We start from the raw sequence: 22969 nt of genomic DNA on the forward strand, positions 1-22969 counted from the left end.
ATTTCAGTACGATTATTCTGGTCAAATGCGGTGAAAGTGACAGGAGAGGATCAGTCAGGCGCGGGCGGTCTCGCAAAAAGAATAACGGATTGCAGTGTTGGGCACAGCATTCCGGATGTCAGTTCTGAATCTGAATAACAGGCAAAAAAAAACGACATCCGGAGATGTCGTTTATCTGGTTCGGTATCGGCTTAGCCGTAGATATTTGCGCGATCGCGCAGCTCTTTGCCTGGCTTAAAGTGGGGAACGTATTTACCTTCCAGATCCACTTTGTCACCCGTTTTCGGGTTACGTCCAGTACGCGGAGCGCGATAGTGCAAAGAAAAGCTGCCGAATCCCCGGATTTCGATGCGTTCGCCCTGTGCCAGCGTAGTGGCCATGTGCTCAAGCATCTCTTTTACTGCATCCTCCACGACTTTCGCCGGTATATGAGTATGCTGTCCCGCCAGTCTTTCGATCAGTTCTGACTTGGTCATGTAACCTCCGGTTTATCCCTATGGGAATGTATGACAGCTTTTACCGAAACCGGGTGGTTGCCCACCCGGTGCTTCAGGTCGATTACTCGCCTTTAGCCGCTTTGAACGCTTCAGCCATAGCGCTAGAGAAATTGCTTTCTTCCTGTTTGGTGTTAACAGTATTGATAGCTTCTTTCTCATCAGCCTGGTCTTTCGCACGGACAGACAGGCTTACGACACGGTTTTTACGATCAACGCCGGTGAACTTAGCTTCAACGTCGTCGCCAACGTTCAGAACCAGAGTTGCATCTTCAATGCGGTCCAGTGAAGCTTCAGAAGCGCGCAGATAACCCTCAACGCCGTCTGCTAATTCAACTGTAGCACCTTTAGCATCAACTGCAGTCACTTTACCGGTGACGATGGCACCTTTCTTGTTCAGAGTGATGTAGTTGTTGAACGGATCTTCTGCCAGCTGTTTAACGCCCAGAGAGATACGCTCGCGCTCTGCATCAACCTGCAGTACAACGGCAGCGATTTCGTCGCCTTTTTTGTACTCACGAACGGCTTCTTCGCCAGTCGCGTTCCAGGAGATGTCAGACAGATGAACCAGACCGTCGATGCCGCCATCCAGGCCGATGAAGATACCGAAGTCAGTGATTGACTTGATTTTACCTTCAACACGATCGCCTTTGTTGTGCGTCTCAGCGAACAGCTGCCATGGGTTAGATTTACACTGCTTCAGACCCAGGGAGATACGACGACGCTCTTCGTCAATGTCCAGAACCATAACTTCAACAACATCGCCTACGTTAACAACTTTAGACGGATGGATGTTTTTGTTGGTCCAGTCCATTTCAGACACGTGTACCAGACCTTCAACGCCTTCTTCGATTTCCACGAAGCAGCCGTAGTCAGTCAGGTTGGTAACACGACCGGTCAGGCGGGTGCCTTCCGGATAGCGTTTAGCGATAGCAACCCATGGATCTTCGCCCAGCTGCTTCAGACCCAGAGAAACACGGGTACGCTCGCGGTCGAACTTCAGCACCTTAACGGTGATTTCGTCGCCAACGTTAACGATTTCGCTTGGATGCTTAACGCGTTTCCATGCCATATCAGTGATGTGCAGCAGGCCATCAACGCCGCCCAGATCAACGAATGCACCGTAGTCAGTGAGGTTCTTAACGATACCTTTAACTTCCATGCCTTCCTGCAGGTTTTCCAGCAGCTGATCGCGCTCTGCGCTGTTTTCGGATTCGATAACCGCACGACGTGAAACCACGACGTTGTTGCGTTTCTGATCCAGCTTGATGACTTTGAACTCAAGCTCTTTGCCTTCCAGATGCAGCGTATCGCGCACCGGACGCACATCTACCAGTGAACCTGGCAGGAACGCACGGATACCGTTGAGCTCAACTGTGAAGCCGCCTTTAACTTTGCCGTTGATAACACCGGTAACAGTTTCAGCGTCTTCGTAAGCTTTCTCCAGCGTGATCCATGCTTCATGGCGCTTAGCTTTCTCACGGGACAGCAGGGTTTCACCGAAGCCGTCTTCCACTGCATCCAGAGCAACATCAACTTCGTCGCCAACCTGGATTTCCAGTTCGCCGGCTGCGTTCTTGAACTGCTCTGCAGGAATTGCAGATTCAGATTTCAGACCCGCATCAACCAGAACGACATCTTTGTCGATAGAAACGACGATGCCACGAACGATAGAACCCGGGCGGGTTTCGATTGTTTTTAAGGATTCTTCAAATAGTTGAGCAAAAGATTCAGTCATATTGATAATCTTCAGGATTCTTCAATTTAACGTCCATCTGACTTCATGTCGGATGGGGTTGTTTCACATGCCCGGCACCGGATCCTTGGTACAGGGTGATAAATTCAGTTAAGCCGGGATGCCCAGCTTCTCGCGGGCATAGTGTAGCGCTTTTTCAATGACCTGGTCGATAGACATCTCTGTAGAGTCCAGAACCAGTGCATCGGCAGCAGCCACTAGAGGCGCAATTGCGCGGTTACGATCGCGGTCGTCGCGTTCTTTTATCTCGGCTAAAAGGCGGTCAAAGTTAACATTAAAGCCATTTCCCTGCAACTGTAGCATACGTCGCTGAGCACGCTCTTCCGGGCTGGCATCAAGGAAAATCTTTACTGGCGCATCCGGGAAAACCACGGTGCCCATATCACGGCCATCAGCAATCAGGCCCGGCATCTCGCGGAAACCGCGCTGGCGGCGCAATAACGCTTCGCGCACCCGTGGAAACGCAGCGACACGTGATGCGGTATTGCTGACCTCCTGAGTGCGGATTTCACCGGTCACATCTTCACCTTCAAGTATGACCTGCATTTCACCGTTTTGTGACAAAAAGCGCACATCAAGATGCGCAGCAATCGGCACCAGCGCCTCTTCAGATTCAATGTCCACCTGATGATGCAATGCGGCTAACGCCAGCACGCGGTAAATAGCACCGGAATCCAGCAGATGCCACTGCAGCGATTCTGCCATCGCTTTGCACAGGGTTCCCTTCCCCGCTCCACTTGGCCCATCAATAGTTATGACCGGGGCAGTTACTGTCATTATTCCCTCCTGTTGCTGCGTGCATTATGACCTTCAGGCCACCCTTAATGCTTAGCATTATACGCTGCATAGCAAGGCTTGGTTACCCTTTCGCACTGACGGGGTTCGAAATGTTAGTCAATTCAGAGGATATCGGTGCGGTTGCAGCCAGATTAAATCAGGGAGAGATCCGGTGCGGAACCGCACCGGAAAGGCAATATCAGGCGTGCTGGCTGATTTTAGCCAGTTGAACAAAATAGTCCGGGAAGGTTTTCGCTGTACAGCCAGGATCAAGAATGGTTACCGGCGTATCAGAAAGTGCAACCAGAGAAAAACACATCGCCATGCGGTGGTCATTGTAGGTGCCAATATCAGCATGAATCAGCGATGCTGGCGGTGTAATACGGATGAAATCATGACCTTCTTCGACTTCCGCCCCAACTTTACGTAATTCCGTGGCCATTGCGCTCAGTCGATCGGTCTCTTTTACCCGCCAGTTATAAATATTACGTAACTGGGTAGTGCCCTCTGCAAACAGCGCGGTGGTCGCAATGGTCATTGCAGCATCAGGGATATGATTCATATCCATATCGATAGCCTGCAGTTTTCCGGCCGTGCAGGCAATATAATCGTCGCCCCACTCAATCACAGCGCCCATCCTTTCCAGCACGTCAGCGAAACGGATGTCGCCCTGCACACTCTGGCGCCCGATACCGGTGACGCGAACCGTCCCGCCTTTTATGGCAGCAGCAGCCAGGAAATAGGAGGCGGAAGAGGCATCGCCCTCAACCAGGTAATCGCCCGGTGACTGATACTGTTGCTGGCCCTTGATCAGGAAGCGCTGATAGTTCTGATTCTCAACGTCGACGCCAAAGCACTGCATCAGATTCAGAGTGATATCGATATAAGGTTTGGAAACCAAATCACCTTTGATGGTAATGCAGGTGTCCTGCTGTGCCAGCGGCGCGATCATCAGCAGTGCAGTCAGGAACTGACTGGATACGCTGCCATCCACGCTGACGTCACCCCCAATGAAACCTCCGCGTAAACGCAGCGGCGGATAGTTTTCATTTTCCAGGTAATCAATGATTGCGCCACCCTGACGAAGCGCGTCAACCAGATGGCCGATGGGACGCTCTTTCATGCGGGGTTCGCCAGTCAGTTCGATATCGTGCTCACCCAGACAAAGTGCCGCGGCCAGAGGACGCATTGCGGTTCCGGCATTGCCCAGAAACAGCGACAGCGGTTGAGATGCGTGCAGCGGCCCGGCATTTCCCGTCACTTCACACACGGTGCGATCGCCGGAAAGCGTATAGTTTACGCCCAGCGCAGTCAGCGCATTCAGCATGTGCTTTACATCATCGCTGTCGAGCAGGTTAGTCAGACGGGTGGTGCCTTTAGCCAGCGCAGCCAGCAGCAATGCGCGATTGGAAACGCTTTTTGAACCGGGCAGATTTACGGTGCCATCAACGCGCGCGATCGGTTGGAGAGTCAGGGAGTCCTGCATGTGAAACAAAATCCTCAAAAAATACAGAGACCTCGCCATATGGCGAGGTCTGGCATCAGCATCAATGCTGATATCTTAGTAATCAGCCGTGACGGCGTTCAAAGTCGACCATGAAATCGGTCAGCGCCTTCACACCTTCCAGCGGCATGGCATTATAGATAGAGGCGCGCATACCGCCTACTACACGATGTCCTTTGAGCGCATGTAATCCTGCCTTAAATGACTCTTCCAGGAACAGTGCATCGAGCGACGCATCCGCCAGCTGGAAAGGAATATTCATGCGTGAGCGGTTTTCTTTAGCCACATCGTTACGGTAGAAGCCACTGTGATCGATAACGCCATAAAGCAGGTCAGATTTTGCCTGATTGATACGATCAATTTCGGCTACACCACCCTTCTCTTTCAGCCATTTAAACACCAGGCCTGAGAGATACCACGCAAATGTTGGCGGGGTATTAAACATCGAATCATTATCGGCCAGCACTTTGTAATCGAGAATTGAAGGTACCGAGGCGTGCGCCTGACCCAGCAGATCTTCGCGAACGACAACCAGCGTTAATCCGGCCGGACCGACATTTTTTTGCGCGCCTGCATAAATCACGCCATAGCGGCTCACATCGATCGGACGTGACAGAATGGTAGATGAGAAGTCAGCGACAACCGTTTTACTGCCGAAATCGGGCTGTTCATCAATGGCGATGCCATCAATAGTTTCATTCGGGCAGAAATGCAGGTAAGCAGACGATTCACTCACCTGCCATTCGCTCATCGGCAGAATGGCACGTTTACCATCGCGGGTGGTTTTCACATCCAGCGTGCGAGGGGAGCAATACTTTTCCGCTTCCTTAATTGCACTGTGTGCCCAGTAGCCGCCATCGACATAGTCGGCGCTGGTCGCTTGCCCGAGCAGATTACCCGGTACAGCAGCGAACTGAGCACGCGCGCCGCCATGACAGAATAAAACTTTGTAATTAGCCGGTATTTTTAGCAGATCACGGAAGTCCTGCTCCGCTTCCTCAGCCACCTGAATAAACTCTTTACTGCGGTGACTGATCTCCATTACAGAGGTACCCAGACCGCGCCAGTTCGTCAGCTCCTGTTCTGCACGACGAAGGACTTCAACCGGTAGCATCGCCGGGCCAGAGCTAAAATTATAAACTTGCGTCATTTCCCCTCACCACTGTCATATCGAACGGTTATGAATAACCATCCGGTTTTATCACTGCATTCTGATAGCTGCAATCATAAATCAGGGTGCGGTCACATTTTCTGAATCCGGCTCGCCGGAGGTTATGTTACCAATGCAAATCTGAACGGAATTTTGTGAGGCTCTATCCAGCCCCACCAATCCGCATTTGGCCTGAGTGCCGCGGCAATGAAAACTATGCCGGTAAACTAAGCCGGTAAAAATGTCCCGCCCTGATAGCGGTCAGTTAGCAAAATCCGTATCATGGCGCGCTTTACGCACCCTATGACAACAGAGAGAGCGGCACTATGACGCAAACATTTATCCCGGGCAAAGATGCCGCACTGGAAGACTCCATCGCGCGTTTCCAGAACAAGCTGCAGGATCTTGGCTTTAATATTGAAGAAGCCTCCTGGCTTAATCCTGTTCCCCATGTCTGGTCTGTGCATATCCGCGACCGCGATTGCCCGCTCTGCTTTACCAATGGTAAAGGCGCCAGTAAAAAAGCGGCACTGGCCTCTGCGCTGGGCGAGTATTTTGAGCGTCTCTCTACTAACTATTTTTTTGCTGACTTCTGGCTGGGGAAAAAGATCGCTAACGGTGATTTTGTTCACTATCCCAATGAAAAATGGTTTGCGTTACCAGAGAATGATTCCTTACCTGAAGGCATTCTGGATGCGCGCCTGCATGCGTTTTACGATGCCGACAATGCTCTGACGGCTTCCGGCCTGATTGATTTGCAGTCCGGCAATGCTGAGCGTGGTATCTGCGCTCTGCCCTTTACCCGCCAGTCTGATCAGCAAACTGTCTATATCCCGATGAACATCATCGGCAACCTCTATGTCTCAAATGGCATGTCGGCGGGCAACACCGCGAATGAAGCGCGTGTTCAGGGGTTGTCAGAAGTGTTTGAGCGCTACATTAAAAATCGCATTATTGCTGAAGCAATCAGCCTGCCAGCGATTCCTGATGCGGTGATGCAGCGTTATCCTGACGTCATTGAGGCGATTGCGCGCCTTGAAGCGGAAGGCTTCCCGATTTTCGCCTATGACGCTTCGCTGGGCGGCAAATATCCGGTTATCTGTGTGGTGCTGTTTAACCCGACCAATGGCACCTGTTTTGCTTCCTTTGGTGCGCACCCTGATTTCGGTGTGGCGCTGGAGCGTACCGTTACTGAGTTGCTGCAGGGTCGCAGCCTCAAAGATCTGGATGTGTTTACACCACCAACCTTTGATGACGAAGAAGTGGCTGAACATGCCAACCTTGAAACACACTTCATCGATTCAAGCGGTCTGATCTCCTGGGATCTGTTTAAAGAGACGGCAGATTATCCCTTTGTCGACTGGTCTTTCGCAGGCAGCACCGAGCAGGAATTTGCTACGCTGATGGCGATCTTCGCTTCAGAAGATCAGGAGGTCTATATCGCTGACTACGAGCACCTGGGCGTCTATGCCTGCCGCATCATCGTACCTGGCATGTCTGATATCTACCCGGCGGAAGATCTGTTCCTGGCAAATAACAGCATGGGTGCTGGCATGCGTGAAACCCTGCTTGCCCTGCCTGACAGCAACTGGAATCCGGAAGAGTATCTGGATCTGATTGGACAGCTGGATGATGAAGGTTTTGACGACTTCACCCGCGTTCGCGAGCTGCTGGGCCTGGCAACCGGTAAAGACAACGGCTGGTACACGCTGCGTATTGGCGAATTAAAAGCGATGCTGGCGCTGGCGGGCGGCGATCTGGATCAGGCATTGATCTGGACCGAGTGGACAATGGAGTTTAACAGCTCAATCTTTACGCCAGAGCGGGCTAATTACTATCGCTGCCTGCAGACCCTGCTATTACTGGCAATGGAAGATGAGCGCGATCCGCTGCAGTATCATCACGCCTTCCTGCGTATGTATGGTGAGAACGCAATGGAAGCGGCTTCCGCTGCTATTAGTGGTGAGAATCCGTTTAACGGGCTTCAGGCTGTGGATGAAGAGTTGCAGGCATTCCCGGCCCATCAATCCCTGCTTGCTGCCTACGAAAAACTTCAGGCCGCTAAACGTCATTACTGGAAAAAAGCGTAAGGCATAACGCCTGTAGCTGGAAACAGATAGCTCAACATGGCACTGGATTTATCTGGTGCCATAATTTCCCTCTATCTCAATGAAACATTAGCTGTAATAAAAATACCTTCCGCCACATTGCATCATTTCACTTAACATATAAGATATTAATTCGTAACATAGACTGAATTAAAAGTGCGAGCAACCGCATCACATTAAAATATATTTGTATTTTTAAAATTAATTTAAACTCATAATTTCAATAATTTACGCGATTATTTTTTCATTTCCATGCGAGATGATGGCGACCATTTCGGCAAACATGATCCACATCAATTGCTGACCTATACTCCTTTGTTAGTATTTTTTCAGACAACTTCAGGAGTAAGTTAGTGTGAAAACTGACAACCCTTTTAATCTTTTATTACCAGCCGCAATGGCGAAAGTGGCCGAAGAGGCCGGTATCTATAAAGCAACCAAACATCCCTTTACGACCTTCTTTCTGGCAATAAACGCTGGCGTATTCATCTCAATCGCATTCGTTTTTTATATTACAGCGACTACCGGCAGCGGCGCGATGCCCTATGGCATAGCCAAACTAATTGGCGGTATCTGTTTCTCACTCGGTTTGATGCTGGTCGTGGTGTGTGGCGCCGACCTTTTTACCTCGACGGTATTAATCGTCGTGGCTAAAGCCAGTGGTCGCATCAGTTGGGGTCAGCTGGCCCGCAACTGGTTTAACGTCTACGCCGGTAACCTGGCAGGTGCACTCTTCTTTGTCGCCCTGATGTGGTTTGCCGGACAGCATATGGTTGCGAATGGTGCCTGGGGCTTAAATGTCCTGGAAACCGCCGATCACAAAATGCATCACACCTTTATAGAAGCAGTCTGTCTGGGTACATTAGCTAATCTGCTGGTCTGCCTCGCCGTCTGGATGAGCTATTCCGGTCGCAGCCTGACCGATAAGCTGGTCGTGATGATTCTGCCTGTTGGGATGTTTGTCGCCAGCGGTTTCGAACACAGCATCGCCAACATGTTTCTCATTCCCTATGCCATTACTATCCGCGACTTCGCAACACCTGAGTTCTGGCAGGCTGCTGGCACTACGGCTGCACAGTTTCACGCGCTGACCGTCAGTAACTTTATTCTCCACAATCTGATTCCCGTAACGATCGGTAACATCATCGGCGGTGGCGTTCTGGTTGGGCTGACCTACTGGGTTATCTATCTCCGCAAAGGTGACCAGGTACATTAAACGCATTTTTGACGGCACAGGACGTTGACTGTGCCCGACCGTAAAGTCTCTTCATATAAGGCAGGTATATTATGACCGAACTTAATGCAAAACTGGCTTCAGCATGGGAAGGATTTGCTGAAGGCGAATGGCAGAACAGCGTCAATGTGCGCGACTTCATTCAGAAAAACTACACCCCCTATGAAGGTGATGAGTCATTCCTGGCGGGCGCCACTGAAGCGACCACCAAACTGTGGGAAAGCGTGCTGGAAGGCATCAAAATTGAGAACCGCACCCACGCGCCAGTCGACTTCGACACCGATCTCGCCTCCACGATTACCTCGCACGACGCGGGCTACATTAATAAGTCTCTGGAAAAAATTGTTGGGCTGCAGACTGAAGCGCCATTAAAACGCGCCATCATTCCTTATGGCGGCATCAAAATGGTCGAAGGTTCATGCAAAGTGTATGGCCGTGAACTTGACCCTTCTCTGAAAAAAATCTTCACCGAATACCGCAAAACACACAACCAGGGTGTATTCGATGTTTATACCCCGGACATTCTGCGCTGCCGCAAATCAGGTATTCTGACCGGTCTTCCTGATGCTTATGGCCGTGGCCGTATTATCGGTGACTATCGTCGTGTGGCGTTATACGGCATCGATTTCCTGATGGCGGATAAATTCGCTCAGTTCGCATCACTGCAGGAAGATTTAGAGAACGGTGTGAATCTCGAAGCAACCATTCGTCTGCGTGAAGAGATCTCCGATCAGCATCATGCGCTGGCCCAGATTAAAGAGATGGCCGCAAAATATGGTCATGACATTTCCGGCCCGGCAACCAACGCAATGGAAGCTGTGCAGTGGACTTACTATGGTTATCTGGCTGCCGTTAAATCACAAAACGGTGCTGCCATGTCGTTTGGCCGCGTCTCAACCTTCCTGGATGTTTACATTGAGCGTGACCTTAAAGCCGGTAAGCTGACGGAAGAACAGGCTCAGGAACTGATTGACCATCTGGTCATGAAACTGCGCATGGTTCGCTTCCTGCGTACCCCGGAATATGATGAGCTGTTCTCTGGTGACCCAATCTGGGCAACCGAATCACTGGCAGGTATGGGCGTTGATGGTCGCACACTGGTATCAAAAAGCACCTTCCGCTTCCTGAATACCCTCTACACCATGGGTCCTTCACCTGAGCCAAACATGACCATTCTGTGGTCAGAAAAACTGCCCATTAATTTCAAAAAATACGCCGCTAAAGTCTCTATCGATACTTCATCTTTGCAGTATGAGAACGATGACCTGATGCGTCCTGATTTCAACAATGATGACTACGCCATCGCCTGCTGCGTGAGTCCGATGATTGTCGGCAAACAAATGCAGTTCTTTGGCGCACGTGCCAACCTGGCGAAAACGCTGCTTTACGCAATCAACGGCGGCGTGGATGAAAAACTGAAAATGCAGGTCGGACCGAAAGGCGACAAAATCAGCGACGACGTGCTGGATTTCGACACCGTCATGGAGCGTATGGATCACTTCATGGACTGGCTGGCAAAACAGTATGTGACTTCGCTGAACATCATCCACTACATGCATGATAAGTACAGCTATGAAGCGGCACTGATGGCTCTGCATGACCGGGATGTCTATCGCACCATGGCCTGTGGTATCGCCGGTCTCTCTGTTGCTGCGGATTCACTTTCTGCAATTAAATACGCCAAAGTGAAACCGATTCGTGACGAAGATGGTCTGGCGATTGACTTCGACATCGAGGGTGAATATCCACAGTTCGGTAACAACGACGCCCGTGTTGATGACCTGGCCTGCGATCTCGTTGAACGCTTCATGAAGAAAATTCAGCAGTTGACTACCTATCGTAATGCCGTGCCGACGCAGTCTGTTCTGACCATCACCTCGAACGTGGTGTATGGTAAGAAAACCGGTAACACGCCGGATGGACGTCGCGCTGGCGCACCGTTTGGACCTGGTGCTAACCCGATGCATGGTCGTGACCAGAAAGGTGCGGTGGCTTCACTGACTTCTGTCGCTAAACTGCCGTTTGCCTATGCAAAAGATGGTATCTCCTATACCTTCTCAATCGTGCCAAACGCGCTGGGTAAAGATGATAACGTGCGCAAAACCAACCTTGCCGGTCTGATGGATGGTTACTTCCATCACGAAGCCAGCATCGAAGGCGGCCAGCACCTTAACGTCAACGTTATGAACCGTGAAATGCTGCTGGACGCGATGGAGCATCCAGAGAAATATCCGCAGCTGACGATTCGCGTTTCTGGTTACGCTGTACGCTTTAACTCACTGACTAAAGAGCAGCAGCAGGATGTGATTACCCGTACCTTCACACAGTCACTGTAATCACGGCTAAACCCGATAAAAAGGCTCCTCGCGGAGCCTTTTCCTTAAAAGTCTGTTCTGATGGTCATCTTCATCAAGGTTCCCACCAGAATCGATTTCCTGCCCTGAGCGCAACAGAGATTGCGCCGTCTGTCCCGGCAGACTCACTGGAGAAACATCGCAATGTCAGTTAACGGTCGTATCCACTCATTTGAATCCTGCGGCACCGTCGATGGTCCCGGCATCCGTTTCATTACTTTCTTCCAGGGCTGCCTGATGCGCTGCCTCTACTGTCACAACCGCGACACCTGGGATACCCACAGTGGCAAAGAGATCAGCGTCGACGCGCTGATGGCGGATGTGCTCTCCTATCGCCACTTTATGAATGCCTCTGGCGGCGGTGTTACTGCGTCTGGCGGTGAAGCGATTCTTCAGGCTGAATTTGTGCGTGACTGGTTCCGCGCCTGCAAGGCCGAAGGCATCCATACCTGTCTCGACACCAATGGCTTCGTACGCCGCTACGATCCGGTAATCGACGAACTGCTCGACGTGACTGACTTAGTGATGCTCGATCTCAAACAGATGAATGACGATGTGCATCAGATTCTGGTGGGGGTATCAAATCACCGTACCCTGGATTTTGCCCGCTACCTGCAGAAAAAAGGCAAGCGGACCTGGATCCGTTTTGTCGTCGTACCCGGTTACTCCGACGATGATGACACCGCGCATCGCCTGGGCGAATTTACGCGTGACATGGAGAACGTCGAGAAGATTGAATTGCTGCCCTATCACGAGCTGGGTAAGCATAAATGGATTGCGATGGGTGAAGAGTACAAGCTGGATGGGGTGAAACCACCAGGGAAAGAGACGATGGAACGCGTTAAGAATATTCTCGCCAGCTACGGCCACGAAGTGATGTACTAAAGAATCGGTCATAAAAAAGGGAGCTTAGCGCTCCCTTTTTACTGTTCAGCGATCAGGCATGTGCCACTGGCGTCGCCTGCTGGTCCGCTTTACGCAGCAGCATCAGCAGATAGATCAGCGCTACTGCAGCGATCATCACAAACAGCAGCCGGTCAGAATAATTCTGCATCAGAACGGAGGTCATTGCCGGTCCAGCCAGACTGCCAACGGTATAACTCATCAGCAGCGCCTGATTCATCGCAACCAGTTCATGATGTGCAACCGTCTCACAAGCCCAGGACATAGCCACCGGATAGAGTGTGAAGCCTGCCAGCCCCAGAACAAACAGTGCTGGTGCCATTGCGGCATTGGTTAACATCGCCATCGCACCCAGGATAACGACAAAGACCTGCACCCGCAGCACCAGCAGGCGACCGAAACGATCGGCCAGGCGACCAACTGGCCACTGCCCGACAATACCGGCGCTGACCAGTAACGCCATCCAGTAGCCGACATTGGCATCACTCATTCCCTGATGCGACAGGTAAAGCGGCATCAGGCCATAAAGCGAACCTAAAACGATACCGGAGATAATGCAGCCATTGATGCCGAGACGTGAACTGCGACGACGAAGCATCGGCCAGATGCGAGCCGGTGCCGCTTCAGCCGCTTCACCGGTGGCTGATACTCGTGTAAAGACCAGAGGCAGTACCGCACAGAACACTAGTGAAGTGACCCAGGGTACTACGCTCAGTAATTCTGTAGAGAGGGTGCTGACCAGTAACTGACCGGTTACAGTGCCAAGATAATAAACGATCATATAGGCAGCCAGTAGCTGTCCACGATTTCGGACGGTTCCGCTACAGAGAAGTGCGCTTTCAACCACGACCCACATCAGCGCACAGCCTACCCCCGCGACAAAACGAAGCGAACTCCACGCCCAGAAACCTTCCATCGTTACCAGGCAAATCGTTGCCACGGCAAAGAGCCCGGTTGCCAGATAATAACTGCGATTAAACCCGTAATGTCTGATTAACCAGCCAGCCAGTAATGTACCTGCCAGATTGCCGGTGTAATAAGAGGAACTTACGATGCCCACCTGCCAGGTTGTCAGTAAGTCATGCGTCAGCCACAGTGGAACAAGCGTATTCAGCACGGCAATGGCGACAGTCATTAACATCAGGCCGCAAAGCAGCAATATCACGGGGCGTGACCAGGTTGACATAGGGGATAGAAACCAGAGCAAAATGAAGTAAATTGCGCGCAGTTTGCCACTGGCTTTTTTAAAGTCAATGGGCTGAATTTGATAGCAGCACATTTTGCTGCGGGACAATTTAATTTACTAATCTTCAGTGGGTTACAATTGTGTTATGCGGCATATTGCTGAGCGCTATCTCTATGAAAAATTAGATTTTTAAGCGTTCCGACGCACCTGGTATCGATAACGTTTATTTGTGATTAAATTCAGTCTCAGTAAATCCTTTTTTTCAAAAACTACGCATAAAAAAACCCGGCCATGGCCGGGTTTAAGAATGGTGAATCGCTTAGCCGATGACATCGACGCCATTCATGTAGGGACGTAAAACTTCAGGCACGGTGATGCGGCCATCTTCATGCTGATAGTTTTCCAGCACCGCGACCAGAGTGCGGCCTACGGCCAGTCCTGAACCATTCAGGGTATGAACCAGACGCGGTTTCTTTTCCTGTTTGTTGCGGTAACGCGCCTGCATACGACGCGCCTGGAAATCACCCATGTTGGAACAGGATGAAATTTCACGATAGGTATTCTGCGCTGGCAGCCAGACTTCCAGATCGTAGGTTTTGGTCGAGCCAAAGCCCATATCGCCGGTACAGAGTAAAACCTTACGATACGGCAGATTCAGCAGCTGCAGCACTTTCTCTGCATGACCAGTCAGCTCTTCCAGCGCATCCATTGACTGTTCCGGAGTGACAATCTGCACCATTTCAACTTTGTCGAACTGGTGCATACGGATCAGGCCGCGCGTGTCACGACCGTAAGAACCCGCTTCAGAACGGAAGCATGGCGTATGCGCGGTCAGTTTAACCGGCAGGCTATCCTCTTCCACGATCTCATCGCGCATCAGGTTGGTCAGCGGCACTTCCGCGGTAGGAATCAACGCATAGTTGCTGCTGTCTGACTGCTCTTCCAGCGGACGGGTGTGGAACAGGTCTTCACCAAACTTAGGCAGCTGTCCGGTGCCATAAAGCGTTTCATGGTTAACCAGGTAAGGCACGTAGGTTTCAAGGTAGCCATGCTGCTCAGTGTGCAGGTCAATCATAAACTGACTCAGTGCACGGTGCAGGCGGGCAATCTGACCCTGCATGACCACAAAGCGTGAACCGGTCAGTTTCACGGCAGCCGCAAAATCCAGGCCTTTCGCCGCTTCACCCAGTTCAACGTGATCTTTAACCTGGAAGCTGAACTCGCGCGGGGTACCCCAGCGGCTCACTTCCTGGTTTTCGCTGTCATCTTTGCCCAGCGGCACTTCATCTGCCGGAATGTTCGGCAGCGCCAGCGCAAAGTCACGGATTTGATTCTGCAGTTCATCCAGTTCTGCTTTTGCGGCATCCAGGCGTTCGCCCAGCGCGTTCACTTCCTGACGCAGCGGCTCGATGTCTTCCCCACGTGCTTTGGCCTGACCGATGGATTTGGATCGGGAGTTACGCTCTGCCTGCAGATTTTCAGTTTCCACCTGCAGTACTTTGCGACGCTCTTCAAGCGAACGCAGCGTTTCCACATCCAGTTTGTATCCCCGGCGTGCCAGTTTTTCTGCGACTGCGTCTGGCTCGTTACGCAGCAGATTGGGATCGAGCATGCTTATCCTGTGTATAAAAAGTTGGTTGAAAGAAGGGACGCATTCCCGCGGAATGCGTTGAAAACATTGCCCACATTACCGTAACGTCTGTTTCAGCGGTAGCGTTTTGTCGGGCTATTTTGATCCTGCTCAGCGAGCCAGCTTAGCTTTTCACCAATCTTACCCTCAAGCCCACGCTGGGTTGGGGTGTAATAGCGTGCGCTGGCCAGTTCCTGCGGAAAATAGACTTCACCGGCGGCATAGGCGTTGGTTTCGTCATGGGCATAACGATACTCTTTACCCAGGCCCATCTCTTTCATCAGCTTAGTCGGCGCATTACGCAGATGCTCAGGTACATCGTAATCGGGATGGTCGCGCGCATCACGCATGGCGGCTTTAAACGCGATATAGACCGCATTACTTTTTGGCGCGCAGGCGAGATAAACAATGGCCTGAGCGATGGCGCGCTCCCCTTCTGCCGGCCCGACGCGCGTAAAGCAATCCCACGCGGCAATCGCCACCTGCATGCCGCGTGGGTCGGCATTGCCGACATCTTCTGAGGCGATAGCCAGCAACCGGCGTGCCACATAGAGCGGGTCGCCACCTGCGGTAATAATGCGTGCATACCAGTAAAGCGCCGCATCGGGTGCCGAGCCACGCACGGATTTGTGCAGAGCCGAAATCAGGTCGTAAAAGCGGTCGCCTTTGTTGTCAAAACGCGCGGATCGTTCACCCGAGACTTCGTTGAGCAACTGCGGCGTCAGTTCACGCTGACCCGAGGCGGTGATTTCAGCCATATCCGCCATCATTTCCAGCGTGTTCAGCGCCCGGCGTGCATCGCCATTAACCAGTTCAGCGATCATCCTGCGTGTATTGTCCGGCAGCACGATATCACTGTCGCCATACCCACGCGCTTTATCCTGCATCGCCTGATCCAGCACCTGCTCAATATCCTCGGTCGTCAGTGATTTCAGCAGGTAAACGCGGGCGCGTGACAGCAATGCGGAGTTGAGTTCAAAAGAGGGGTTTTCGGTGGTCGCACCAATAAAGGTAATCGTGCCATCTTCGATATGCGGCAGAAAAGCATCCTGCTGGCTCTTGTTGAACCGATGGACCTCATCCACAAACAGGATGGTGCGCCGCCCGGCATGTTTATTCTGGCGGGCACGCTCAATCGCCTCACGAATCTCTTTAACACCCGAAGTGACTGCTGAGATACGCTCCACATCGGCGTTACCATAATGCGCAATAATTTCAGCGAGTGTCGTCTTGCCGGTCCCGGGTGGTCCCCACAGGATCATCGAGTGCAGGTGCCCTGCTTCAATCGCGCGCGGCAGAGGTTTGCCCGCACCCAGCAGATGTTGCTGACCAATGTACTGTTTCAATATTTCTGGCCGCATACGCGCGGCCAGAGGTTTGAAATTTTCGGTGGAAAAATCCAGGGACAGGTTACTCACCGTGACCTCACTGACGTTGGTCGTCCACCGTCACGCCTTTAGGCGGTGTGAACGTGAATTTATCCGGGCTGATAGCACCATTCTGCTGGCTTTTCAGCTGGTAATCACTGCGCTGGCCATCCTGTTCGATAGCGCTGAAGCGGTTAATGGTGCCGCTGGAGGTCACCTGAATGGTGAACTGTTTCAGGTTGCCATCGCTGTTTTTCGGTGTCAGCTCGAAATTGTCACCCTGCTGTTTAATGTTGTACTGCTTCCAGTCATTCGACTGGTTGCGAGCAATCAGCATAAACGGCGTATTGCTGGTCGCATTCTGCAGCAGGCTAACGGTCGCCTGCTCAACAAATGGATTGTAGAACCACAGCGATTTGCCGTCAGAGATGATGATGCTTTCATCCGGCGCGGTCATGTGCCAGTTAAACAGGCTGGGACGTTTAACCCACAATTCGCCTTCACCATCCTGCACATTGGCACCGCTGCTGTCGGTCACTTTTTGCGTGAAGCTGGCGTGGAAGCTGCTGACCTTGTTCAGGCGCTGTTGCAGATCACTGGAAGCATCAGCCAGAACGCTGGCCGAAGAAAAGGTGGCCAACAGGCCCAGAGCGATTACGCGTAATTTCATCTGCTTCAATTCCTTATTTAAACGTTCCCATCGATAACTGCATTAAGCCTGGTCGCCGTTCCGTCATCAGAACAGAGGAAAAAGCCGAAAGCTGATCCAGATATGGGGGTTAACCGCGTAAAAACAATGAGCCAGTCGGAACTGGCTCATCAAGTAGTGTTTCAAAACATTTAACCGCTACATATCGTGAGGCGGTGGCGACAGCACTTCACGGTTACCATTGTGTCCTGGTGCAGAGACGATGCCCTGCGCTTCCATCTGCTCAATGATACGTGCCGCGCGGTTATAGCCGATGCGGAACTGACGCTGAACGCCTGAAATCGAGGCTCGGCGCTTATCGACCACAAAGCCGACTGCCTGATCGAACAGCGGATCAAGTTCTTCATCGCTATCGATGCCACCGGCACTTTCGCTCTCTTCGCCTGCCGTAATACTGTCGATATATTGCGGACGACCACGTGCTTTCCAGTCCTGAACCACCGCATGTACTTCCTGGTCACGCACAAAGGCACCGTGAACACGAACCGGCAGTGAGGAGTTTGGCGGCATGTAAAGCATGTCACCCATACCCAGCAGGGATTCCGCGCCGCCCTGATCGAGAATGGTACGGGAGTCTATCTTGCTCGAAACGGTAAAGGCGATACGTGTCGGGATGTTCGCTTTGATCAGGCCAGTAATCACATCTACGGATGGACGCTGTGTTGCCAGCACCAGATGGATACCCGCAGCACGGGCTTTCTGTGCCAGGCGCGCAATCAGCTCTTCAACCTTTTTACCCACTGCCATGATCAGGTCAGCAAACTCATCGACCATTACCACGATATACGGCAGTTTCTCCAGAACCGGCGGGGTCATATCCATGCTGTCGCCCGGTTTCCAGAACGGATCAGGAATCGGACGGCCCATCGCTTCGGCCTGCTCCACTTTCTCGTTGTAACCCGCCAGGTTACGCACGCCCAGCGCCGACATCAGCTTATAGCGACGCTCCATTTCGCCGACGCTCCAGCGCAGCGCATTCGCGGCGTCCTTCATGTCGGTGACCACTTCGGTCAGCAGGTGCGGAATGCCTTCGTAAACCGACAGCTCCAGCATTTTCGGGTCGATCATAATGAAGCGAACTTCTTCTGGTGTCGCCTTGTAGAGCATGCTGATGATCATAGCGTTCACGCCCACGGACTTACCGGAACCGGTAGTACCGGCAACAAGTAAGTGCGGCATTTTCGCCAGATCGGCCACGACCGGCTGACCGGCAATGTCTTTACCCAGCACGACGGCCAGTGGCGACGGGTTGTCGCGGAATTTAGGGCAATCCAGGACTTCACGCAGATAAACGGTCTGACGATGTTTGTTTGGCAGTTCCAGGCCCACATAAGGTTTGCCAGGGATCACTTCCACCACGCGAACCGCGACAGTCGAGAGTGATCGTGCCAGGTCGCGCGACAGGTTAGAGATACGTGCTGCTTTTACACCCGGCGCCAGGTCAAGCTCGAAACGGGTGATAACCGGGCCAGGTGAGATGCCAACCACTTCGGCTTTAACGCGGTAATCGCCTAAGCGTGACTCCACCAGACGGGCAGTCTGCTCCAGCGAGAACATATCAACCGGCTCTTCCTCTTCAGGAGGCGCCGTCAGCAGATCCAGCGAAGGCAGTGGCGTGGACGGTTTCTCCAGCGGCTGCTCGTGGCGCATCAGGAACGGATGGATCAGGCTGTCATGCAGTGAAGGTTTCGCTTCTTCAACTGGCTGAACCGGCTCAACGGCTGGCGTCCCATAAGACGGCGCAGAATAAGCCGGGGCCTGAGGTGCCGCTGGTGCATGATAGGCAGGCTCTGCGGGTGCCGCAGGCGTCACTGGCGCACTATAGGCAGGTTCTGCTGGTGCAAAACGGGCAGGTGCAGGCACCTGAGCCAGTGCCTGAGGACTAGAGACCTCACTCACCTGCTGCCACGGTTCGTGTGAAACCGCAGGCGCTTCCGGCTCCGGCGTCGCAGCAATGGTAAACAGCGGTTCAGACGGGCCGTCATCCACCAGATCTTTCATCGGTGAAAAATCGAACGCGGAGGCAGTATCAATATTCAATACCGGCTCTTTTCTCACTTCAGGTTCATAGCGCTGCTGTTGCTGCTCGGCGAACTGACGTGCCAGTGCATGCTGCTGCTGCGCATCCTGCTCCTCTTCTTCGTCCTGCTGCCAGCTGGTGCCGTAACGCTGCTGCTGTTCAGACTGGAAGGCCTGACGCAGTTCAGCCTGCTGCAATGCCTCTTCAGCATCAGGTGCAGTGGAAACCGACGTAGCCGATGCCGTTTCGCTCTCTTCCGCTTTGGCTTTCTCTTCAGCCATGCGCTGAGAAGGTAACTTAATGCCATAAGAAGCCAGCTCACGACGCGTAGGCAGTTTTACCGGATTAGGACGCGGCAGCGCCGGTCCGATACCCTGCTTAACCTGAGGATTCAGATTGGTTTCAGGGGCTAAGTCGAAAACAGGCGCAGTACGTGTGGCCGCCGTTCCGGCAGCGGCGGCTGTTGCGGCCGCAGGGATCGCTGATGTGTCACGCCAGTTACCCATTTTAGGTTCGTCATCGTCGTAAGCATTGAACGATGGCGCAGCCGGAGCTTCGTCTGGCATTTCAAAGTGGTAAAGCGGTGGTGAAGCTGCGGCTGCAGAAGCACTCTGCGCTGGAGCCGTCGTTGCACCATAAGATGCAGGGATGTTCTGTGCAGATGCTGGAGCAGGTTGTGCCGTCGACGATGCAGGTATTGCTGCTGACGCGGCAGGTGCCGATGCAGTAAAGGCCGCTGCAGCAGGTGCCGCGGTAACCGGCGCTGCGGGAGCGATGGTCACCTCTGCAGCTTCCGCAGTGGCGGCTACCGCCGCACTGGTTGCGGCTGCTGCTTTCGCCAGTAGCGGATCCGGCTGTGTCGGCACAGGCTGAGCGGCAAGCAGCACATCATCTTCCTGATCGACAGCACGCGGCGCAGACAGCAGCACGTCATCATCCTGATCGGAGGCATGCAATGCAGGGACATCCGCATAATCTTGCGCGTCGCGTTCGTCATCCTCTTCCTGCCAGGGTTCATCGTGACGTGAGCGGTTGCTGGCAAACGTCAGGACGCCCATGACGACACCACCAATTCTTTCTGCAATGGTGAGCCAGGACCAGCCGGTATACAGGGTTATCCCCGCCGCCCAGACGCAGAGCAGCATCAGCGTGCCGCCAGCCGGACTGAACCAGGGGGCAATAGCATTACTGACCAGGCTACCAATCACGCCGCCTGAAGCGAAGTACCAGATATCATCAGCGTTCAGCGCTGCCATACCACAGGTCGTTACCACCAGCGCAAGAACGCCAATTAAGCGTAACCCGACGGCAAAGTAGTCAAAATAGTCCTGGCTGTCGCGCTGACGGAAAGCAATCCAGCACAAACCCAGAATGACGGGCGGAATGGCGTACGCCATCACACCAAAGATGAAGAGTAAGGTGTCAGCCAGCCAGGCACCGACGCTGCCGCCGATATTATGGATAGGTTCATGCCAGGCCGTTTGCGACCAGCTCGGATCGGAAGGGTTAAAACTGACCAGTGAAACCATCAGGTAAATGGCAAACAGCGCCACCAGAATGAGCAACGCTTCCAGCAGACGACGTCCACTGCTCAGCGATTGTAACGAAACGTCTTTATCTTCTGTATATTCCTGGCTCAAGAGGACTCTCCAGGTGCCTGTAAAGTAAGAAGCAACAGCGTCGGGCAAGCCCGACGCTGATCCTGTATGAATGCACAGGAGTGTACCGAAATCTCACAGGTTTTGCACCTGCCCCGCATCAGCGAGTTTTGATCACCAGCCGATTGCTCTGTTTGACCTCTTCCATCACCACATAAGTTCGCGTGTCGTTTACGCCCGGCAGGCGCAACAGGGTTTCGCCCAGCAGCTTACGGTAGGCAGACATATCAGGTACGCGCGTTTTCAGCAGGTAGTCGAAATCGCCGGAAACGAGGTGACACTCTTGAGTTTCCTCAAGTTTTTGCACAGCGGCGTTAAATTGCTCAAACACATCCGGCGCACCACGATTCAGAGTAATCTCAACGAATACCAGCAGAGAGGCATCCAGATAGTGCGGGTTTAACTGCGCAGTGTAACCAAGAATAAATCCCTGGCGTTCGAGACGGCGTACACGCTCAAGACATGGCGTAGGCGATAAGCCTACGCGTTTGGAAAGCTCTACGTTTGAAATGCGACCATCTTTCTGAAGTTCATTCAGAATGTTCCTGTCAATTCTGTCGAGGTCTTTCCCGGGGCGTTTCTTATTGTCTACCATTATTATTGTCTCTCTTAATTCCTTCCCTTTACCTGCCACGCCCTGAAAACGCTCAATGTTCGGGGCATTTCTGAAGTGAGCTAACAGAGCCTGTGATCTGACACCTATCGATATGACGCATGTTGTCTGTCCACATCATGCGTCATTATCCATATCAGGCTGCTTTTATTCGGCGTTACACGCAAAACAGGCGACGAAAACCTGTTTTGTTCCGATAAATGTTATTCGCTTCTGATAATGTTTTCGCAAAAGCGCAGGCGATTGTCAAAGTAAAATCACCAAATTCAGGACAAGATGCCAGACAGACCGCTGGGTATCTGTTTTTAAATGAGTATTTTTCCACTTTTGCACCCTTTAAAGCCGATTTTTGCCCCATTCTGGCGCATTGACCAGGCAAAACCGCCGCTCATCGTCTACGCCACTTGCAGCTATCGTTAACAAAATTGGCTAAGTCTTGTTATTGTCGCCGGATATTCCCTACAATCGCAGGCTATGTCAGCCGAATGAAACTGAGGAACGCATGAGTACGGCCAAACACAGTAAGTTACTCATTCTGGGCTCCGGCCCAGCGGGTTATACCGCAGCCGTTTATGCTGCACGCGCCAACCTGAACCCGGTGCTGATCACCGGTCTGGAAAAAGGCGGACAGCTGACCACTACCACTGAAGTGGAGAACTGGCCGGGCGACCCGCACGATCTGACAGGTCCATCGCTGATGGAGCGCATGCACGAGCATGCCGAAAAATTTAATACTGAGATCATTTTCGATCACATCCACACCGTTGATCTGCAGAACCGTCCGTTCACCCTCACTGGCGACAGCGGCGTATACACGGCAGATGCCCTGATCATCGCCACCGGTGCGTCAGCTCGTTACCTGGGTCTGCCGTCTGAAGAGGCGTTCAAGGGCAAAGGTGTCTCTGCCTGTGCAACCTGTGACGGTTTCTTCTATCGCAACCAGAAAGTCGCAGTGATTGGCGGGGGTAACACGGCCGTTGAAGAGGCGCTCTATCTGGCGAACATCGCGGCTGAAGTGCATCTGATTCACCGTCGTGACAGCTTCCGCGCAGAGAAGATCCTGATCGACCGGCTGATGGAAAAAGTGCGCAATGGCAATATCGTGCTGCACACCCATCGTACGCTGGAAGAAGTCACAGGCGATCAGATGGGTGTGACCGGTCTGACACTGCGTTCTACCCAGAACAGTGATGAAACAGAAGCGCTGGAAGTCGCGGGTCTGTTTGTTGCTATCGGACACAGTCCGAATACGGCTATCTTCGAAGGTCAGCTGGCGCTGGAGAACGGTTACATCAAAGTTCAGTCGGGTCTGCACGGCAACGCCACTCAGACCAGCATCCCAGGCGTCTTTGCGGCAGGCGATGTGATGGACCATATCTATCGTCAGGCGATCACCTCGGCAGGCACCGGCTGTATGGCCGCGTTAGACGCTGAGCGTTTTCTTGACGGGCTGGTTAAAAACGATCGGTAAGTTGTTAACCCTCTGATCTCAAATGTTCCAGGCGA

Annotated in this window: 16 protein-coding genes; 5 read left to right on the forward strand and 11 right to left on the reverse strand. The window is 52.6% G+C overall.

What is annotated here, in order from left to right; translation table 11 throughout:
* Positions 1-191: 191 nt before the first annotated feature.
* From ihfB to serC, 5 genes are all read right to left on the reverse strand, one after another.
* Positions 192-476, reverse strand: a complete 285-nt coding sequence (ihfB, locus tag IV493_RS11590; RefSeq protein WP_003849360.1) for an integration host factor subunit beta — start codon at positions 474-476, stop codon at positions 192-194.
* Positions 477-558: 82 nt separating this feature from the next.
* Entirely contained in the window at positions 559-2232 is a 1674-nt protein-coding gene (gene rpsA / locus IV493_RS11595; protein WP_013357316.1) for a 30S ribosomal protein S1, read from the reverse strand.
* Between the two features lie 108 nt (positions 2233-2340).
* A complete protein-coding gene (gene cmk / locus IV493_RS11600; protein ID WP_013357315.1) occupies positions 2341-3027 on the reverse strand; it encodes a (d)CMP kinase in 687 nt (228 codons plus the stop codon).
* 199 nt (positions 3028-3226) lie between these two features.
* Positions 3227-4513, reverse strand: coding sequence for a 3-phosphoshikimate 1-carboxyvinyltransferase (gene aroA / locus IV493_RS11605; RefSeq protein WP_195857168.1), 1287 nt, complete (start codon positions 4511-4513; stop codon positions 3227-3229).
* Between the two features lie 82 nt (positions 4514-4595).
* Positions 4596-5681: a 3-phosphoserine/phosphohydroxythreonine transaminase gene (gene serC, locus IV493_RS11610; protein ID WP_013357313.1), complete on the reverse strand. Its 1086-nt coding sequence runs from the start codon at positions 5679-5681 to the stop codon at positions 4596-4598.
* 326 nt (positions 5682-6007) lie between these two features.
* On the opposite strand from serC, the gene ycaO reads away from it, so the two are divergent.
* The 4 genes from ycaO (at position 6008) to pflA (ending at position 12262) form a co-directional block, all read left to right on the forward strand.
* Complete coding sequence (gene ycaO / locus IV493_RS11615; RefSeq protein WP_110331626.1) at positions 6008-7771, forward strand: 30S ribosomal protein S12 methylthiotransferase accessory factor YcaO; 1764 nt, start codon at positions 6008-6010, stop codon at positions 7769-7771.
* Between the two features lie 373 nt (positions 7772-8144).
* Positions 8145-9005 (forward strand): formate transporter FocA, encoded by an 861-nt coding sequence (gene focA, locus IV493_RS11620; protein WP_033782513.1) that lies wholly within the window; start codon positions 8145-8147, stop codon positions 9003-9005.
* Positions 9006-9076: 71 nt separating this feature from the next.
* Complete coding sequence (gene pflB / locus IV493_RS11625; protein WP_013357310.1) at positions 9077-11359, forward strand: formate C-acetyltransferase; 2283 nt, start codon at positions 9077-9079, stop codon at positions 11357-11359.
* Between the two features lie 162 nt (positions 11360-11521).
* Positions 11522-12262 carry a pyruvate formate lyase 1-activating protein gene (gene pflA / locus IV493_RS11630; protein ID WP_195857169.1) on the forward strand — a complete coding sequence of 247 codons (741 nt, stop codon included), beginning with the start codon at positions 11522-11524 and terminating at the stop codon, positions 12260-12262.
* Between the two features lie 52 nt (positions 12263-12314).
* Here pflA and IV493_RS11635 read toward each other — a convergent pair whose 3' ends face one another.
* The 6 genes from IV493_RS11635 to lrp all read right to left on the reverse strand — a co-directional run bounded on the left by IV493_RS11635 (position 12315) and on the right by lrp (position 21445).
* Positions 12315-13466, reverse strand: coding sequence for an MFS transporter (locus IV493_RS11635; protein ID WP_041457190.1), 1152 nt, complete (start codon positions 13464-13466; stop codon positions 12315-12317).
* Between the two features lie 319 nt (positions 13467-13785).
* The gene (gene serS, locus IV493_RS11640; RefSeq protein WP_195857170.1) at positions 13786-15078 is read right to left on the reverse strand and encodes a serine--tRNA ligase; all 1293 of its coding nucleotides are present in this window, start codon (positions 15076-15078) and stop codon (positions 13786-13788) included.
* Positions 15079-15170: 92 nt separating this feature from the next.
* On the reverse strand, positions 15171-16514 hold the full coding sequence (locus IV493_RS11645) for a replication-associated recombination protein A (RefSeq protein WP_095707449.1): 1344 nt from the start codon (positions 16512-16514) through the stop codon (positions 15171-15173).
* Positions 16515-16521: 7 nt separating this feature from the next.
* Positions 16522-17133 carry an outer membrane lipoprotein chaperone LolA gene (gene lolA, locus IV493_RS11650; protein ID WP_003849334.1) on the reverse strand — a complete coding sequence of 204 codons (612 nt, stop codon included), beginning with the start codon at positions 17131-17133 and terminating at the stop codon, positions 16522-16524.
* Between the two features lie 177 nt (positions 17134-17310).
* A complete protein-coding gene (locus IV493_RS11655) occupies positions 17311-20832 on the reverse strand; it encodes a DNA translocase FtsK 4TM domain-containing protein (protein WP_195857171.1) in 3522 nt (1173 codons plus the stop codon).
* Between the two features lie 118 nt (positions 20833-20950).
* On the reverse strand, positions 20951-21445 hold the full coding sequence (lrp, locus tag IV493_RS11660; RefSeq protein ID WP_006118610.1) for a leucine-responsive transcriptional regulator Lrp: 495 nt from the start codon (positions 21443-21445) through the stop codon (positions 20951-20953).
* Between the two features lie 520 nt (positions 21446-21965).
* Between lrp and trxB the strand changes: the two genes are divergently transcribed.
* Positions 21966-22934: a thioredoxin-disulfide reductase gene (gene trxB, locus IV493_RS11665; RefSeq protein WP_013357303.1), complete on the forward strand. Its 969-nt coding sequence runs from the start codon at positions 21966-21968 to the stop codon at positions 22932-22934.
* Positions 22935-22969 lie beyond the last annotated feature (35 nt).

Origin of the sequence: Pantoea sp. SM3640 (assembly GCF_015654165.1) — a bacterium.
In the GTDB taxonomy this organism is placed as follows: domain Bacteria; phylum Pseudomonadota; class Gammaproteobacteria; order Enterobacterales; family Enterobacteriaceae; genus Pantoea; species Pantoea vagans.